We start from the raw sequence: 14,023 nt of genomic DNA, 5'->3' as shown, positions 1-14,023 counted from the left end.
TTATACCATCCTCTTGATTAAGTCATTCATTTTTTGGCCTCTATTGCCTAAAGCACCACCTTGTGAAAATGAGGCTTTAATTCCCTTTCTTCCAAAGCCTTTTTTTGGAGAATTTAATCTAAAAAATTTCTTTGTTTTTTCAGGATCTTTTGGATTTTTTTCCTGCCTTTTTTCAAGCAACAAATCTACGGTTTCATTATCAATTTCTCCCCACGTAACATAATCTTTAACTTTTTTTATCATCCCCATAATGCTTGGTGTCCCTTCATACACTACACAGAAATTTTTCTTGTGAAGTTTAAGCATATCTAGGGTATCTCTGATATCTTTGTTAATATTAATTATTCCTCTGATTCTTACTATTCCAACCAATGGCCATTTTTTTCCAGATGCAGCTTTAGCGCCTGTTTTGTGGTGTTTACTTGTTGTTTCCGCCATCTTATTCTACCTTTGCTGATCCTTCATGAACCCGGAGAACTTTATAATGTTGTGGCTGTAATTTGGTTCTCATAAGTTCCTTTAGAGCTTCTTTACAAGCTAAGATCATATTCATTTTTGTACTTGTCTGACCATGGGTTTTTGACCTAATATTTTTAAGTCCTGCTAATCCCATAATTTTTTGGCATTCTTTTTCTACACATAATCCTGTTCCTTTAGGAGCAGGCATTAACCTCATTCTTACTGAACCGCATTTTCCATTAACTGCAAATGGAATAGTATGGGGATCATCACTGGTGTCTTCCCAACTCCCGTTTCCTCTTCTGATTTTAATAATATTTAATTTTGCATTCCTAAATGCTTTTTCTCGCGCAGGAACAGTTTCTTTTGATTTTCCCAATCCTATACCAATATGACCGTTTTTATCACCTACAATAGCAATGGTTGAGAATTTTGGCTTATTACCTTCTCTTGTTTTTTTCTGGGTTTGCCTAAAGACTCTTCTTTGGCCGCCACCAAATTTACCTTTTGCTTGACCAACGAGCAGCAGATCTGTTTCAAGTGTTGGTAATAGGAGATCTACGATCTCTGGTTCGAGAATTCTGTAACCTTTGTCAAGTATTTCATCAATATCAGTAATTTCCTTGTTTTTGACCTTTTTTCCTAATTCAGTTTTTGGCTGCCAGGCATCTAATTTTGTTGTTTGTTTAGGAGGAGCTATTTCTGATTCTGCTCGCGCAAGTTCTTCAACGCTAATTACTTCAGCTTCTTCTTTTACTTCTTCGACTACTTGAGGAATCTCTTCTTCAGCTTCTTCTTTCTTCTTAGGATGTTCTTGTTTTTTTGCCATAGTACGTACCTTTCAAAATATTCTCTTTTACTTTCTTACCTAATGCAGTTACTGGTGTTTTATTGTACAATTCAATATGCTTTCCTAAAATTCTTTCTTCTGTTGGAAGATTATCTTTTGAATGAGGAATATCCATGCCTGCGTCTAATGCTCCTTTTAACAATGCATATAATTTTGATCCTTTTGTGGAGATATTTAATCCAATATCAAATATTGCGTCATTGATATTCTTTGCTTTTGCTTTTTTGCCCAATAACAATCCAACAAGATATGCAGCAGGAATATTGTTTTTACTTCCTGACCATCCATATTTGTTTAGTTCATTACTGTCAGCAGCAACCTGAACCACATCACCTTGTGGTTTGTACACTATTATTTGCGCGCGGATGTTTTTTAAGGATTTTCTTGCTACAAGACGCGGCTTGCTGCCAAGCAACTGCTTTAATCTTTGCTTGTAATCTGTTTTACCTTCACGTTTTCTTCGGTGTGGAACTACTTTAGTAATGTTTCTCATTGTTGTTCAACTTTGTTTTCTTGTTTTGTTAATTTATTATCTTCAATATACAATTTAAGGTGTCTTAAACTTCTGAAAAATCCACCTTTTATTTTTAAGTATAAATTTCGAGCAATTTTTAGGTCAATAACCTGCTTTTCCTTTAACCTTCGTATGAATGATCTTTGCAGCCTCACTTTATTCATCCATGCTAATTTACCTGGATTTCTTGCGGATTTAAGACCGCGCCTATTTCCTTGACCACGCTGCCTTCCTTTTACTTTTTGCGCTTTTCTTTTCTTTGCCCTAAATCGTGAGATTCCAATCTTTCTTTCTTTGACAATAGCTCCTTTTTCGATAAGCGCTTTAAGGTCAGCTCGCGTAATAGCTTCTTTTATTTCAGACAATCGTGTGATATCTATCTTCACGCGGTTAGGTGAGCATTTTAAGATGCTTGCTGCAATTCGTTTTTGTACATTAAGTTTCATAGGTTATCTACCCGTATGTTTCTGAACCTTTTTTTGTTAATACTTTATCTTTTTCCTTTTTTTCTCCTTCTTTTTGTTCTTCAGTAATCGTTGGTTCATCTACCTTCTTTTCAATGCCTTTTTTCTTTTCTTTTTCTGCTTCTTTTTTTTGTTTTTCCTGTTCCCGGTTTTTTTTCTTTTCCTTTTTTTTCGTTAATATATCTTCAGCAGTTTTTAAGAACTGTTCAGGATGTTTATAATTCATAATCGTTATCTTTCTGCTCAAGGCTTCTTTAATCATGCCAGTCCTATTTCTCATACCAACTGTTTTTGTGATCATTGCAGCTTGCGTTTGAGGATCAATTGCTTTTAGTTGATCCAGATTGCTTACTTGCACTTGTGTTAATCCTTGTCTTGTCAAGCATCTTACTTGAGCTGGTGATTTAAAACCAGGTGAAACACATCTATTATAACCTTTTTCATGAAGACGCATTTTACTTTGCAAACCATGAGGTTTTTTCCATGTTTTTTTTATCCTTACTTTTTTATGAGCATCCTGTCTCATAAAAGCAGGCTTTCTTTTTTTTGCTTGCCTTCTCAGTTGTAATAATCTTTGCATATCTTTAATCATAATGCCACCTAAGGTTTTTCTGTAATGTAAATTCCCTGCTGGAATATTCTTCTATCAAAACTATTTCTTCTCGTGATTTGTTCTATTGAACCTGCAGTTTGCCCAACAAGCTCACGATCTATACCTTCAACGATGATGTCATCGCCCTGAACAGCAACTTTTACTTTTGGGCTTAATTTTAATTTTCTTGGAACTTTTTCGCCAATAAAATTCTTAATGACTAATTCATGAGCGCCAATGCTTACATTCATAGGAAAATGACCTGAGCAAATCTTTAGTTTGCAGGTAAATCCTTCTTCAACACCCTTGATAAGGTTCTTAAGATGAGCATTGAAGGTGTACATCATTCTTTTGTCAGTTTTTGTTTTTCGACTTGTTGTTAATTTTATTTTGTTTCCTTCTATACTCATTTTTATTTTAGGGTGAAGCAGTTTTTTCTCAAGCTCTCCTTTTGGACCTGTTACTTTTACTATTCCATGAGCTAAAATTACTTTGACTTTTTCGGGAATTTCTATTTCTTCATCATATACTTTTTCTTTTGCCATAGTTCATCATATTTTTAATAACAATAAGCTATTAATTTTCCCCCTATGTTATGTTTCTTTGCATCAGTATGCGTCATAAGTCCTTTTGAGGTTGATACTAACAATATCCCAAAATCTTTAGCAGGTAAAAATCTTTTTTCAAATTTTTCATAATTGTCCTTTGTTACTGCATGACGCGGCTTAATAACATTGCAGTTATTTATATTTCCTCTCAAGACCACTTCCAAAATCTTGCCTTTGCTTGTCTCACTTTCCTTTACTTCACCAATATAATTATTATCCTGCAATATTTTTATATTCTCCTTCAAAAAATTTGAAACTGGCCTAATCACACATTTGTCTTTTCCTCGTTTTTCTGCGTTTAACATTTGTGAATATGTATTTGCTAATGGATCATTTACTACCATAGTTACACCTTAGTTGTATTGTTTAAATCCTAATTTTGTTGCTATTTCCCTAAAACACTGCCTGCATACATTCAAACCGTATTTTCTAATATGACCGCTAATACGACCGCATCTTCTGCATCTTCTTAATGCAATTCCTGTTTTTCTTTGTTTAGGAGCATTATGCTTGATATACTTCTTCAATTTCACCGGCTTTGCTTTCAGTTGGGTGAATGCTTTATTGAAATTACTATATGACATGCTTATTCCTCCACGGTAATGCCAAAGGTTTCCTGCATATACTTTATTGCAGCTTCTTTTGTAATTCGCTGCTTTGCCGGAATTTTCCTTGCCCGGTATTTTCTTCGTTTAATTCTGAATCCTGCTTTTTCTAAAGTAATACATACTTGAAGTCCCATAAGACCAACGTCTGGATTATAACCAACCTGCGGGATATCGATATACTCATGAATCCCAAATGCAATACTTCCATTCTCATCAAAATTTGACGGAACTAATTTGTTTGCTTTAGCTTTTAAAAAGCGCTTAATTAATTCGATATTTGAGGTATCCCTTATGGTTAATTTACAACCTATCGGTAAGCCAGGCCTGACCCCCCATGAAGGAATTCTTTTCTTAGTGATTGTTTTGACGGGATCAACATTAGTGATATGTTTAATGAGCTTTACTCCTTTCTCTAATCTTGTTTGGTCTTTCCCTGCACCAATGTTCAAGGTTATTTTTTCAATTTTTATTTGACGCATCTTATTATCCATAATAATCATCATATAGTTTTCATTTTTTTATTTAACCATCGCAATTACTGGCGTATTTTTGCCAATAATAAATGCATATTCTTTTGCTGTTTCCAATAACATTCCTTCATCAGTTTTGAATGCAATAATCTCTTTTTCTACCTTTTCTATACGTCCATATTTTCCGATTTGTTTTCCACCAGTGAAGTATACATAATTTCCTTTTTCAAAAGTAAGATGATCAGTAATTTTATTTTCTTTAATGTTCATTATGGCAACATCTCCAACGTTATAATTATCTTTATCAACAATAATATTGCATCCATCATTAAAATTCAACTGCATACGGGCTTTTTTCAATGTTGTTTTCTTTATAATCTTTCTCGGCTTAACGTGCTTTTCTTTAGCTTCGATTTCCTGCACCACTAACTTGCCTTTATTGTTAAAAAGCATGCGATATGCCTTGTTTATTTCAGGAATTTCAACAATATCAAATAATCCGACACCATACGCAATTCTTTTCCTTCTTTTTCCATCAACCATCACTTCTTTGTTATACACAATATCTCTTACTTCTTTGGTTGTTTTTGCTAATCCTAAAAACTCTTTGATAATCACGTTTAAAGGCATGCATTCTTCTAACGTATGACCTGAAGGATCAGGCCTTGTAATAAATACATTCTCTTTTCGCTTAATGCTCCAAGTTCGCGGAGCATTGATTCTGTTTAAGTGTGATTTTACCATTTATACCTTCACCTTGGATTGTTGTTTTTGCGATTGCTCATTACTCTTTGGAAATCTTCTCCTATCGTCAGTGTTTAACTCAGTAATCTGCAATTTTGATGGCTGGAGCGGATAGTATGATTTTGATCCATCTTTTCTAGTCATATGAATATTTTCAACATATACTTTTGTTTGTTTTACTGATACTCGTTCTACTTTTCCTTTCTTTCCTTTATGAGTGCCTCTCATTATTTTAACGGTGTCACCTTTTCTTACTTGTAACGACCGCACATGATATTTTTTTCTTAACTCTTCAGCAAGATTTGCATTAAGGAATTTACGCTTAATATGCAGCGGCGCATTGTAGCGATATTTTCTTTGTTTTCGCGGCTGCGTACTTGCAACCCATGCAGTTGAAAATGCTTTTTCCATTGTGTCTCACATGTCTTTGTAATTTTTTTATATGTTTTTTTATATGATAATACTTGCAATTTTAGCTACACCAGGCCATCGCTCGCAAGCTTCTTTTGCTATAGGGCCTTTGAAAATAGTTCCTTGAGGGTTGCCTTTATCGTCTTTTAATACGACTGCAGCGTTGTCTTCAAATTTAACCCTTGTTCCATCAGGACGCCTATACTCTTTTTTCTGGCGTACGACAACGGCAAGCACTACTTTTTTTCTCATGTCTGGCTTGCCTTTTTTAACTGCTGCACGAATTAAATCACTAACCCCTGCATTTGCCTGCTTTCCTTTTGACGGCTTGTTGCCTTTTCTTGTAATAAGCATAATTACTTTAGCTCCGCTGTTATCACAGGTTTCAATCATAGCACCATGATTTAATCCACGTGTTACTCTTGCGCTTATTGCTTGCATAGTTATCTACCCATCACTTTTGTTATAATGAAATTTTTAGTTTTACTTATTTTTCTTGTTTCTTTTATTTCCACAACATCACCAACATTAAGATGAGTTATGTTGTCAGGAATATGAGCAATTATTTTAGTTCTTCTTTTTTCATATCGTTCGTATTTAGGAATAAAAAATCTTCTTTCCCATACTACATGAGCATTTTTTTGCAAACTAATCCTTACTACTTTTCCAATGAATGTTTGTCCTCTTGTGGTAAGATTATTTTTATCTGTTTTTTGGTTCATGGTCTCACGTTATTTTTATCCTTTCTTCGGGTCTTTTGTTTATTAATTCTCCTTTAATGCTTATTTTTTTGTTTTTTAATTCCAGCACAAATGTTGCGCCTTTTTTCTTGATTTTTTTTACTCCCTGTTCGTTTTTTATGATTATGAATTCTTTTGTTTCATCAATGATGGTGCCTTTGCAATTTTTGTTGCAGTTATTTATTGCATCATTGACCACTACCTTTTTTCCTATGAACTCAATTTTGAGTATATTTTCGCTTTCTTTGTCCATTGTTTAATAATAGTTACTCACGTTTACTTAATTTCAATTGACTCTGCAGCAAATCCAATTTCAACCAATACTTCGCGTACGCGGTGCTTATGGTTGCCTTGGAGTTCAATAATACCTTCTTTAAAGGTGCCTCCGCAGGCAAATTTTGCTTTGAGCTTCTTGGTGAGTTCTTTGATATCAATTTCTTTTTTATCGATACCACTAATCGCGGTGTATACTTTGCCGAACTTCTTCTTGACATTATATACACTGATTTTTTGACTTTCTTTTGCAATGACTTCACATACACAGAGTTCTTTCGGCAACCCACATGTTGTACAAATTTCACTCATTGCTTTGCAACCTTCTTTTGTGTAGCTAACATTTTTATTCTGGCAATTGTTTTTTTCAATTGTTTTACTTTGCCGGGATTTTTAATTTGAGTTCCTGTAGCAATCTGCGTGTTTTCTTTCATTAATTCTTTATACACTTCCTTTAGTTTTTCTTCCCGCTCTTTCTCCGGCAATGACTGTAATTCTTTAATTTTCATGAGTATCCTCTTTAACAGCTTCTTCTTTTCCTTCTTCAGCTCCTGCCTCTTTTTTTGCTTTTGATTTTCTAGCTCGCTGCTGGGATCGCCTTTTTTTCTTTTGATCTTCTTTTCCTTCTTCGACCCCTGTTTCTTTTTTTGCAGTTGCATCTTGTTGAACTTGAGTTTCATCACTGCTTTCTCTCATTTTTATTTTATCGGGCAATATAACATCGGGCGGCATGATTCTTACTTGAATACCTAAGGTGCCGCTTTTTAATTGCGCTTGCGTATAAGCAGTCTTTACTTGCGTTACTGCAACATCTCCTGATTTTTTTAAAAACCCTTGGTAAAATCGCCAGCGCTTTGCACGGCTGCTTGGTACTTTTCCACTGATTAATATCTCAATACCAAGAGCGCCGGCATTCATGACATCTTCCATAGCTTTATGCCCGACGCCTTTGAATCGCGCGCTTCCAAATTTCTCCAATGAATTTGCAATTCTTTCAGCAACAATGTTAGCATCAAAGTTAAGATTTTCAATTTCATTAATCTCAATTTGCGGATTTTCTAAATTAAATTTCTTTTTAAGGGTATTGGTTAATCTCTTGATGCTTTGCCCTTTTCTTCCAACGATCAAACCAGGACGGGAAGCATAAATAATAACTTTCTCACCCAAAGGTGTCATCTGTAATTTAGTATCGCTTAAACCTACGCGCTTTAAATTTTGGCGGACATATTCTTGAATTTCAAATCGCTTCATTTTTTCAGCAAGTATTTTTTTCTCAATCATAATTTAGCCTCTTTCTTTTTTTGCAGTTGCTTTTTAGCTCCTTCTGCAATGACTATTTCAATATGCGTTCTTTTCATTTGTCTTCTGCTTTGCCTTCCAAACCTGAAGGGGCGTGAAGCTCTATGGGCGCAGACATGGATTACTTCTAATAGTTCAGTGTTAAATCCTTTAAATTGCGCATTAGCAACCGCTGATTTCATCAATGATAATATCTCACCACATGCTTTTTCTGGATAACGACCAGCAGCCATTTTACCAGGACGATGGGCAGTGTCGCGGTTGAATCTGGTATAGGGAATCGCTTCTTTTTTGTCAATAACATTCTGAAGCAATGCCAAAGCTCGAGTTACTGGCTTGTATCTTAAGGCATTGCAAATTAATACTGACTCTTTTGTTGAAACGGGTAGTGATTTGCCTAATACTCTCGCCATGGTTTCTTTGTTGTAATCCTTGAATGCATAATGTTGATCTGCCATATGTTTGACCTAATCCATTTATTTTTTTATTTTGCCCGTTTATTTCACTGATAAGTTAGAGCTTGATTTCGTAGCGCCGATACCTGGAGCTGAATGGGTAACTCTTGTTCTTGTTAATGCAAATTCACCGAGGAAATGCCCTATCATTTCAGGCTGAATTCCAATAGGGACAAAGCCTTTTCCATGGTGTATCTGAACTGTTTTTCCCACCATTATCGGCGTTATAACAATATCCCGGCAATGTGTTTTAGTGTTATTGCCTTTTTTCTGCAAATGACGCATAAATGCGTGATGTTCTTCTCTTGTTTCCCGCAGTAATGATCTTCGCTGCCGCGCAGGAATCAATTTAGCAAAGTCCTGCAATGACATTTTTTGCAATTCTTCTAATGTTTTTCCGCGGTATTTGAATATTTTTTGCGCCATCTTTTAACCTTTGTTAGCTTTTATCTTTTTCCTTTTTTCTCTATGTTATTGACTGCTTGTTTTTCTCCCGGTTCTTCTTGGGTGAAGCATACCTACGTTTCTTCCCGGAGGAGCATTCTTAGGAGCTGGTCTTGCTTTTGATTTTCTTGAAGTTCTCTTATTTCCGAATGGGTGGTCAACAGCGTTCATTGCTCCACCGCTTGTTCTTGGATATAAACGATTCTTCTTTCTCATTTTAAATAACTTTGTGCCTGCTTTTAAATACGGCTTTTCAGTTCTTCCTGAACCTGCAACAATTCCTATAGTTGCACGGCAGTTAACATGAAAATTTTTTTCTTTTTTTGAAGGTAAAATAACCGTGACATAATCTTTAGATTGTGTAACAACACGAGCTGTTGTTCCTGATGCGCGTACAAATTTGCCGCCATCACCTGGAGCTGCTTCAATATTATAAATACTTGTTCCTTCAGGAATATCTTTTAATGCGACAATGTTTCCAGCTTTTATTTCATGAGTGTTAGCTATGATCTTTTGATTAACTTGGAGATCTTCATGCGCAATCATTAACTCGCGCTCACCATTATCATATCTGACTTCTGCTAATGGCGCTGAATGCGCTCTGCACCTGATAATATCAAGCACAATGCCTTGGACTGGCTGTTGTGTTGCTTTGCAATGTTTTGCTTCTCCTTTAAAGTTAAAACTATGAGCCCTATAAGTACCCGAACCTGATCCTCGCCTTTGTGTTATAATTCGTTTACCCATAGTCCATCAGTTTTTTTACATTAATCCTAATTGTGTTGCAGTATCAATCGCTGGATATTCAGGAGAAAGCTTCACTATTGCTTTTTTCTTTCCTCCTGGCGTTGTCCAGGTATTTATTTTCACAATTTTTACTTTGAATAATGATTCTACTGCTTTTTTGATTTCCTGCTTTCTTGCTTTTCTCTCTACCATAAAGGTTAATTTATTATCTGATTCCATCAGACGAATAGCTTTTTCTGTTGCTACGGGATATTTAACGATGCTGTATTCTTCTATTTCCATAGGGTCAATCTCACATGAATAAATTTTCTTTTTCTAATCTTTCAATCGCAGCTTGCGTGAAAATAGTTAGTCTGCCCATTTCACAACCAGGCGCTAACAATTCAGCATTAAGACTATTTACTTGAACAATATCTATTCCTCTTATGTTTTCAGCTGCATTCAGTAATTTGCATTGTTGAGATACTACTAATAATGGTCCTTTTTTTGTTTTATATTTTCTTCCTCTTAATTTTCCTTTTCCTGCACGAATTTTTCTTGGTTTTGTTCTTCCAAGTTCGAACTCAAGACCAAGTTTTTCAAGCACTTCCTGCACTTGTTTTGTTTTGTCAAGATCTTCCATCTTATTCTCTACGATAAAAGGATATACTGCGGGGACTTTATGGCCACGCTGGGTCACTAATTCTTTAATCATAGTTGCTGCCATCGCACTTCTGATAGCTTTTCGGTTTTCTTTTTTATTGATTTTAATTTCCCAAATTTTCTCTGCTTTTGGCGGATGAGCTCTTCTTCCCCCCACGGTCCCAGGAGCTAATGCACCAACCCAATTAAACTGTGTACCTCTATGACTCATAATTTTTCGCGGCACTCGAGAAATTCCATGACCATATGAACCTTTGTAATCTCTTCTTCTTCTGCTGATTTTAGCAGAAACCTTCTGACCTGCTCGCGGGTCAGCTCCATACGGTTGTCGTCTTCCTGCTTGCAATACTTCTACTGCCCTTTTAATAACATCAGGCCTAATTTCCTCGCTAAACTGTTTTGGCAACTCTTTTTTGCCTATTTCAGTTTTTCCGATACTCATTACAGGAATTTTCATGTTTAATTACCTTGTTTTGATTCAAGACTGGTGTATATAATTGTGGGCGCTTCTGACGGAACGTTTCTTGCTGGTCTTATTGCAGCGTTAAAACGCACTAATCTTTTTCTTGCGCCAGAAACTGAACCTTTGACGAGGAGATATTGGGTTTTTACTAGACCATAGCTTAAAAATCCATCTTTAGGATTAATTTCTTCAGGTTTATCAGAGATCTTAACCAGCCATTTATTCATGTCAGTTCTCGTATGGAATCCCATTTGACCTGCATGCGCAACACGATACATCATGTGAGCCTGACCACGCCATGCGCCTAAACTTCCTGGACCTCGTTTTGTCTTCTCAGCTTTATGTGAACGTATTGCAACACCGAATCTTTTTACTGGCCCTTGCAATCCTTTTCCTTTAGTAACTCCATGGAAATCAAGTAATTGCCCTGGCTTAAATACTTCTGAAACAGGTATCTCTTTAGAAAGATGATCTTTAATATAAGCAAGCTGCTGTTCTTTACTGCCACCTAGCCCAACTTCAAACACTTCAGGTCTTTTCTTTCCATAACCACTCAACCTTGGCTGAGTATATACTTTGACACGAATCATATCAACATTCTGCAGGTTGATATCGTCAAATACTGGTTCTTTTTGCTCTTTCGGAAGCTTTAATTTTCTTCCTAAATCTTTATCAACTTTATTAGGAATTTCTTTTAATAATTTTAATTGATCACGATAAGCTTTTTTGTAGAATCTTACTGATGCGATCTTTAAAGGAGGGCATTCAATGACTGTAACTGCTGTTGTTCTCTCCTCACCTTTTTTCTTTACTGTTTTCCTATTATCAACATACGTAACATGCGTCATACCTACTTTATAACCTGCAAAACCTAATAGTTTAGCATCTTTATTTTCAGGCCATGCTCTGACACGAGGATATATTCTTCTCGCTCGTTTTCTTGGCCAAAATTGCATGCTTCCATGTCTTGAAGTTCTTGGTTGACCCATGTGTTTTGCCTTTTTATTATTTTAAGAGCACCAAGTCTAGCCCAAAGAATGTGGATATTATATAATCCGCCTATTCATGATGTTATTTTGAGAAGGAGTTTAGCTCCGTACTGAAAAACATCTTTTCAGGCTTGGCTTGTTTGCTTTGTATCTAACTATATTATGGTTATAATACATCATACACATCTTTTATGTGTATTGATGGGGAAGGACAAGGGGTTCTTTATAAATGTTATGGATTCTTGTAGTGCTGAAAAAGTGGTAAATGACTCTAGGTTAACTTTATATAATAACACTATTAACAATCTATCTACTTATGGACCTGTAGCCTAGCCTGGATAGGGCGACAAATAATAGGTACAACCTGAATAAGGTAACTATTATTCGCTAGAGCCTTCTAAGCTGTAGGTCGCGAGTTCGAATCTCGCCAGGTCCGCCTTTATTTTTGGATAATTGGTTAATCATATGCGATTAAACGATGTTTTTCGGACTATCTTAAAAATTATAAATTTCCGAAAAATATGGGCGAAACGAGGTGCAACCGAGTGAAGTCGCTTAATCGCTGTTAAAATCTTTTTCCATACAAAGGGTGGATAGTGCCCCGACAGTTTGAGATTATGATGGAAAAACAATTAAATAGGGGTGTTCATTATGACTAAAAATATGTGGATGGTAAGAGCAGGAGAAAGTGCGTATCTTATAGATGATTTCAAAAAAAAGAACTATGTTGCGATTGGATGGAATAGAATTAAGGATGCTTCAAAGATTAAGGACAAAGAAGAAGTAAAACAACTAATACAAGAAAAATATTCAGAAAATAAGAAACATCAGAACATTGTTTCCGCAGGTCAATTCAGCAGATTCTTGTTCGAATTTAAAAAAGGAGACTATGTTCTATCCTACGATCCTAATAACAGGGAATATCTAGTAGGAGAATTGACTGGCGATTATGAATACGCTGCAAATCAAAGAGAGTATCATCATGCTAGGCGGGTTAAATGGTTAGGGAAGGTTAGCAGAGATAAACTTTCAACATCTACAAGAAATACATTAGGCGCAATTTCTACAATCTTTGAAATTAACGATGTAGCCCAAAAAGAGATTATATCCGTTCTTGAAGGTAAAAGAGAAATAGAAGATGAAGTTCAAGAAGAAACCGATGAAGAGACTCTTAAAGAAGATATGGTTTCAAGGGCTCATGAATTGATAAAAGATAAAGTTCTTGATTTAGATTGGGAAGATATGGAAAAATTAGTGGCAGGAATATTGAGAGCAATGGGTTACAAAACATTGATTACTGAAAGAGGGGCTGACAGGGGAAAAGACATAGAAGCTTCTAAGGATGGTCTGATGCTTGAAGAACCAAGAATAATTGCAGAGGTAAAGCATAGGAGCGGACAGATGGGGGCAAAGGAAATAAGAAACTTTAACTCGGTTCTCAGAGGGAGAAAAGGTCTTTACATCTCTACTGGTGGTTTTTCAAAAGATGCAAAATATGAGGCTGATAGGACGAATGAACAATTAACTTTAATTGATGCCGACAGGTTAGTTAAACTAATTGTTCAAAATTATGATGATTTTGATGTAGATACAAAACTTTTGATTCCACTATCAAAAATTTACTGGCCAACATAATTCGGTTAATTTGAGGTTATTTGAAATGGGGATACAACAAGACGCTGGAGAACTATTACTTTATTTTTATGATAAGTTAATAAATAAGAATTTAACCAGTGTTGGAACTCAAGATGTTTTAGATACAACTAAATGGGATGGTACTAGGGTTAATCATGCTTATAACTATCTTAATGACTTGGGGATTCTTAAAGGTGGTGGAGGATTAGGAAATATTAATGGTGCACAGATATTTTTTGTTATGCGTCTCTTACCGGAAGGAATCAACATCATTGAAAATCAACCTGAATTCAAAAGAAAGTTCGGTTTTGAAGTAAATTTAGGATTACTAAAATTTAGTTGGGGTGCTTCTGAAAAATGACAGATTCAGGGAAAGCATTAGTTGTATTCCAAAGTAAGAAAATACGAAGAAGTTGGTTTAAAGATGAGTGGCATTATTCTTTGGTTGATATAGTCCAAGCTTTAACAGATAGTGCTAATCCTACTGATTATCTGAAAAAACTGCGTAAAAGAGATGAAGAGCTTGGAAGTTACCTAGGGACAAATTGTCCCCATGTAGAAATGCTGACTGAAACTGGCAAAAATAGACAAGTTCTTGCAGGTAATACAAAAGACG

Annotated in this window: 26 protein-coding genes and 1 tRNA gene; 4 read left to right on the top strand and 23 right to left on the bottom strand. The window is 35.6% G+C overall.

What is annotated here, in order from left to right:
* The 23 genes from HYY69_03060 to HYY69_02950 all read right to left on the bottom strand — a co-directional run bounded on the left by HYY69_03060 (position 1) and on the right by HYY69_02950 (position 11,772).
* Complete coding sequence (locus HYY69_03060) at positions 1 to 372, bottom strand: uL30 family ribosomal protein (GenBank protein ID MBI3032430.1); 372 nt, start codon at positions 370 to 372, stop codon at positions 1 to 3.
* A 67-nt stretch (positions 373 to 439) separates the two neighbouring features.
* Complete coding sequence (rpsE, locus tag HYY69_03055) at positions 440 to 1,288, bottom strand: 30S ribosomal protein S5 (protein MBI3032429.1); 849 nt, start codon at positions 1,286 to 1,288, stop codon at positions 440 to 442.
* Entirely contained in the window at positions 1,263 to 1,802 is a 540-nt protein-coding gene (locus HYY69_03050) for a 50S ribosomal protein L18 (GenBank protein ID MBI3032428.1), read from the bottom strand. The genes rpsE and HYY69_03050 overlap by 26 nt, the downstream gene beginning before the upstream one ends.
* Positions 1,799 to 2,269, bottom strand: coding sequence for a 50S ribosomal protein L19e (locus HYY69_03045; GenBank protein MBI3032427.1), 471 nt, complete (start codon positions 2,267 to 2,269; stop codon positions 1,799 to 1,801). The genes HYY69_03050 and HYY69_03045 overlap by 4 nt, the downstream gene beginning before the upstream one ends.
* 7 nt (positions 2,270 to 2,276) lie before the next feature.
* Positions 2,277 to 2,879, bottom strand: a complete 603-nt coding sequence (locus tag HYY69_03040) for a hypothetical protein (protein ID MBI3032426.1) — start codon at positions 2,877 to 2,879, stop codon at positions 2,277 to 2,279.
* An 8-nt stretch (positions 2,880 to 2,887) separates the two neighbouring features.
* The gene (locus HYY69_03035) at positions 2,888 to 3,424 is read right to left on the bottom strand and encodes a 50S ribosomal protein L6 (GenBank protein MBI3032425.1); all 537 of its coding nucleotides are present in this window, start codon (positions 3,422 to 3,424) and stop codon (positions 2,888 to 2,890) included.
* Between the two features lie 14 nt (positions 3,425 to 3,438).
* Positions 3,439 to 3,831, bottom strand: coding sequence for a 30S ribosomal protein S8 (locus HYY69_03030; GenBank protein MBI3032424.1), 393 nt, complete (start codon positions 3,829 to 3,831; stop codon positions 3,439 to 3,441).
* Between the two features lie 9 nt (positions 3,832 to 3,840).
* The gene (locus HYY69_03025) at positions 3,841 to 4,071 is read right to left on the bottom strand and encodes a 30S ribosomal protein S14 (GenBank protein ID MBI3032423.1); all 231 of its coding nucleotides are present in this window, start codon (positions 4,069 to 4,071) and stop codon (positions 3,841 to 3,843) included.
* Positions 4,072 to 4,073: 2 nt separating this feature from the next.
* The gene (locus HYY69_03020; protein MBI3032422.1) at positions 4,074 to 4,586 is read right to left on the bottom strand and encodes a 50S ribosomal protein L5; all 513 of its coding nucleotides are present in this window, start codon (positions 4,584 to 4,586) and stop codon (positions 4,074 to 4,076) included.
* A 27-nt stretch (positions 4,587 to 4,613) separates the two neighbouring features.
* Complete coding sequence (locus HYY69_03015) at positions 4,614 to 5,309, bottom strand: 30S ribosomal protein S4e (GenBank protein ID MBI3032421.1); 696 nt, start codon at positions 5,307 to 5,309, stop codon at positions 4,614 to 4,616.
* On the bottom strand, positions 5,310 to 5,720 hold the full coding sequence (locus tag HYY69_03010; protein MBI3032420.1) for a 50S ribosomal protein L24: 411 nt from the start codon (positions 5,718 to 5,720) through the stop codon (positions 5,310 to 5,312).
* Between the two features lie 39 nt (positions 5,721 to 5,759).
* Entirely contained in the window at positions 5,760 to 6,161 is a 402-nt protein-coding gene (locus tag HYY69_03005) for a 50S ribosomal protein L14 (GenBank protein MBI3032419.1), read from the bottom strand.
* A 2-nt stretch (positions 6,162 to 6,163) separates the two neighbouring features.
* On the bottom strand, positions 6,164 to 6,442 hold the full coding sequence (gene rpsQ / locus HYY69_03000; protein MBI3032418.1) for a 30S ribosomal protein S17: 279 nt from the start codon (positions 6,440 to 6,442) through the stop codon (positions 6,164 to 6,166).
* Between the two features lie 4 nt (positions 6,443 to 6,446).
* On the bottom strand, positions 6,447 to 6,713 hold the full coding sequence (locus tag HYY69_02995; GenBank protein ID MBI3032417.1) for a ribonuclease P protein subunit: 267 nt from the start codon (positions 6,711 to 6,713) through the stop codon (positions 6,447 to 6,449).
* 23 nt (positions 6,714 to 6,736) lie between these two features.
* On the bottom strand, positions 6,737 to 7,045 hold the full coding sequence (locus HYY69_02990) for a translation initiation factor (protein MBI3032416.1): 309 nt from the start codon (positions 7,043 to 7,045) through the stop codon (positions 6,737 to 6,739).
* Positions 7,042 to 7,242, bottom strand: a complete 201-nt coding sequence (rpmC, locus tag HYY69_02985) for a 50S ribosomal protein L29 (GenBank protein ID MBI3032415.1) — start codon at positions 7,240 to 7,242, stop codon at positions 7,042 to 7,044. The genes HYY69_02990 and rpmC overlap by 4 nt, the downstream gene beginning before the upstream one ends.
* The gene (locus tag HYY69_02980) at positions 7,232 to 8,014 is read right to left on the bottom strand and encodes a 30S ribosomal protein S3 (GenBank protein ID MBI3032414.1); all 783 of its coding nucleotides are present in this window, start codon (positions 8,012 to 8,014) and stop codon (positions 7,232 to 7,234) included. Before HYY69_02980 ends, rpmC begins: the two co-directional genes overlap by 11 nt.
* The gene (rplV, locus tag HYY69_02975; protein ID MBI3032413.1) at positions 8,011 to 8,490 is read right to left on the bottom strand and encodes a 50S ribosomal protein L22; all 480 of its coding nucleotides are present in this window, start codon (positions 8,488 to 8,490) and stop codon (positions 8,011 to 8,013) included. Before rplV ends, HYY69_02980 begins: the two co-directional genes overlap by 4 nt.
* Positions 8,491 to 8,529: 39 nt before the next feature.
* Positions 8,530 to 8,913 carry a 30S ribosomal protein S19 gene (locus HYY69_02970; protein ID MBI3032412.1) on the bottom strand — a complete coding sequence of 128 codons (384 nt, stop codon included), beginning with the start codon at positions 8,911 to 8,913 and terminating at the stop codon, positions 8,530 to 8,532.
* A gap of 45 nt (positions 8,914 to 8,958) precedes the next feature.
* Positions 8,959 to 9,678, bottom strand: a complete 720-nt coding sequence (locus HYY69_02965) for a 50S ribosomal protein L2 (protein ID MBI3032411.1) — start codon at positions 9,676 to 9,678, stop codon at positions 8,959 to 8,961.
* Between the two features lie 15 nt (positions 9,679 to 9,693).
* Positions 9,694 to 9,954 (bottom strand): 50S ribosomal protein L23, encoded by a 261-nt coding sequence (locus tag HYY69_02960; protein MBI3032410.1) that lies wholly within the window; start codon positions 9,952 to 9,954, stop codon positions 9,694 to 9,696.
* Positions 9,955 to 9,970: 16 nt separating this feature from the next.
* On the bottom strand, positions 9,971 to 10,777 hold the full coding sequence (locus HYY69_02955; GenBank protein ID MBI3032409.1) for a 50S ribosomal protein L4: 807 nt from the start codon (positions 10,775 to 10,777) through the stop codon (positions 9,971 to 9,973).
* Positions 10,778 to 10,779: 2 nt separating this feature from the next.
* Positions 10,780 to 11,772 carry a 50S ribosomal protein L3 gene (locus tag HYY69_02950; protein ID MBI3032408.1) on the bottom strand — a complete coding sequence of 331 codons (993 nt, stop codon included), beginning with the start codon at positions 11,770 to 11,772 and terminating at the stop codon, positions 10,780 to 10,782.
* Between the two features lie 318 nt (positions 11,773 to 12,090).
* Between HYY69_02950 and HYY69_02945 the strand changes: the two genes are divergently transcribed.
* The 4 genes from HYY69_02945 to HYY69_02930 all read left to right on the top strand — a co-directional run.
* Positions 12,091 to 12,208, top strand: a tRNA-Arg gene (locus tag HYY69_02945).
* Positions 12,209 to 12,423: 215 nt separating this feature from the next.
* A complete protein-coding gene (locus HYY69_02940; protein ID MBI3032407.1) occupies positions 12,424 to 13,407 on the top strand; it encodes a restriction endonuclease in 984 nt (327 codons plus the stop codon).
* Between the two features lie 25 nt (positions 13,408 to 13,432).
* On the top strand, positions 13,433 to 13,768 hold the full coding sequence (locus tag HYY69_02935) for a hypothetical protein (GenBank protein ID MBI3032406.1): 336 nt from the start codon (positions 13,433 to 13,435) through the stop codon (positions 13,766 to 13,768).
* Positions 13,765 to 14,023 (top strand): phage antirepressor protein (locus HYY69_02930; protein MBI3032405.1); only part of this gene is annotated, 259 nt, incomplete at its 3' end. The genes HYY69_02935 and HYY69_02930, both read left to right, overlap by 4 nt.

The sequence above is a fragment of the Candidatus Woesearchaeota archaeon genome, from assembly GCA_016192995.1.
In the GTDB taxonomy this organism is placed as follows: Archaea; Nanobdellota; Nanobdellia; order Woesearchaeales; family DSVV01; genus JACPTB01.
Note: the sequence above shows the minus strand (reverse complement) of the source record. Positions and strands in the feature narration are given on the sequence as shown.

What these genes read in the sequence shown, in the direction of transcription:
- rpsE (MBI3032429.1), bottom strand. Translation starts at nt 1,288, where the DNA reads ATGGCAAAAAAACAAGAACATCCTAAGAAGAAAGAAGAAGCTGAAGAA.
- HYY69_03050 (MBI3032428.1), bottom strand. Translation starts at nt 1,802, where the DNA reads ATGAGAAACATTACTAAAGTAGTTCCACACCGAAGAAAACGTGAAGGT.
- HYY69_03045 (MBI3032427.1), bottom strand. Translation starts at nt 2,269, where the DNA reads ATGAAACTTAATGTACAAAAACGAATTGCAGCAAGCATCTTAAAATGC.
- HYY69_03040 (MBI3032426.1), bottom strand. Translation starts at nt 2,879, where the DNA reads ATGATTAAAGATATGCAAAGATTATTACAACTGAGAAGGCAAGCAAAA.
- HYY69_03035 (MBI3032425.1), bottom strand. Translation starts at nt 3,424, where the DNA reads ATGGCAAAAGAAAAAGTATATGATGAAGAAATAGAAATTCCCGAAAAA.
- HYY69_03030 (MBI3032424.1), bottom strand. Translation starts at nt 3,831, where the DNA reads ATGGTAGTAAATGATCCATTAGCAAATACATATTCACAAATGTTAAAC.
- HYY69_03025 (MBI3032423.1), bottom strand. Translation starts at nt 4,071, where the DNA reads ATGTCATATAGTAATTTCAATAAAGCATTCACCCAACTGAAAGCAAAG.
- HYY69_03020 (MBI3032422.1), bottom strand. Translation starts at nt 4,586, where the DNA reads ATGGATAATAAGATGCGTCAAATAAAAATTGAAAAAATAACCTTGAAC.
- HYY69_03015 (MBI3032421.1), bottom strand. Translation starts at nt 5,309, where the DNA reads ATGGTAAAATCACACTTAAACAGAATCAATGCTCCGCGAACTTGGAGC.
- HYY69_03010 (MBI3032420.1), bottom strand. Translation starts at nt 5,720, where the DNA reads ATGGAAAAAGCATTTTCAACTGCATGGGTTGCAAGTACGCAGCCGCGA.
- HYY69_03005 (MBI3032419.1), bottom strand. Translation starts at nt 6,161, where the DNA reads ATGCAAGCAATAAGCGCAAGAGTAACACGTGGATTAAATCATGGTGCT.
- rpsQ (MBI3032418.1), bottom strand. Translation starts at nt 6,442, where the DNA reads ATGAACCAAAAAACAGATAAAAATAATCTTACCACAAGAGGACAAACA.
- HYY69_02995 (MBI3032417.1), bottom strand. Translation starts at nt 6,713, where the DNA reads ATGGACAAAGAAAGCGAAAATATACTCAAAATTGAGTTCATAGGAAAA.
- HYY69_02990 (MBI3032416.1), bottom strand. Translation starts at nt 7,045, where the DNA reads ATGAGTGAAATTTGTACAACATGTGGGTTGCCGAAAGAACTCTGTGTA.
- rpmC (MBI3032415.1), bottom strand. Translation starts at nt 7,242, where the DNA reads ATGAAAATTAAAGAATTACAGTCATTGCCGGAGAAAGAGCGGGAAGAA.
- HYY69_02980 (MBI3032414.1), bottom strand. Translation starts at nt 8,014, where the DNA reads ATGATTGAGAAAAAAATACTTGCTGAAAAAATGAAGCGATTTGAAATT.
- rplV (MBI3032413.1), bottom strand. Translation starts at nt 8,490, where the DNA reads ATGGCAGATCAACATTATGCATTCAAGGATTACAACAAAGAAACCATG.
- HYY69_02970 (MBI3032412.1), bottom strand. Translation starts at nt 8,913, where the DNA reads ATGGCGCAAAAAATATTCAAATACCGCGGAAAAACATTAGAAGAATTG.
- HYY69_02965 (MBI3032411.1), bottom strand. Translation starts at nt 9,678, where the DNA reads ATGGGTAAACGAATTATAACACAAAGGCGAGGATCAGGTTCGGGTACT.
- HYY69_02955 (MBI3032409.1), bottom strand. Translation starts at nt 10,777, where the DNA reads ATGAAAATTCCTGTAATGAGTATCGGAAAAACTGAAATAGGCAAAAAA.
- HYY69_02950 (MBI3032408.1), bottom strand. Translation starts at nt 11,772, where the DNA reads ATGGGTCAACCAAGAACTTCAAGACATGGAAGCATGCAATTTTGGCCA.
- HYY69_02940 (MBI3032407.1), top strand. Translation starts at nt 12,424, where the DNA reads ATGACTAAAAATATGTGGATGGTAAGAGCAGGAGAAAGTGCGTATCTT.
- HYY69_02935 (MBI3032406.1), top strand. Translation starts at nt 13,433, where the DNA reads ATGGGGATACAACAAGACGCTGGAGAACTATTACTTTATTTTTATGAT.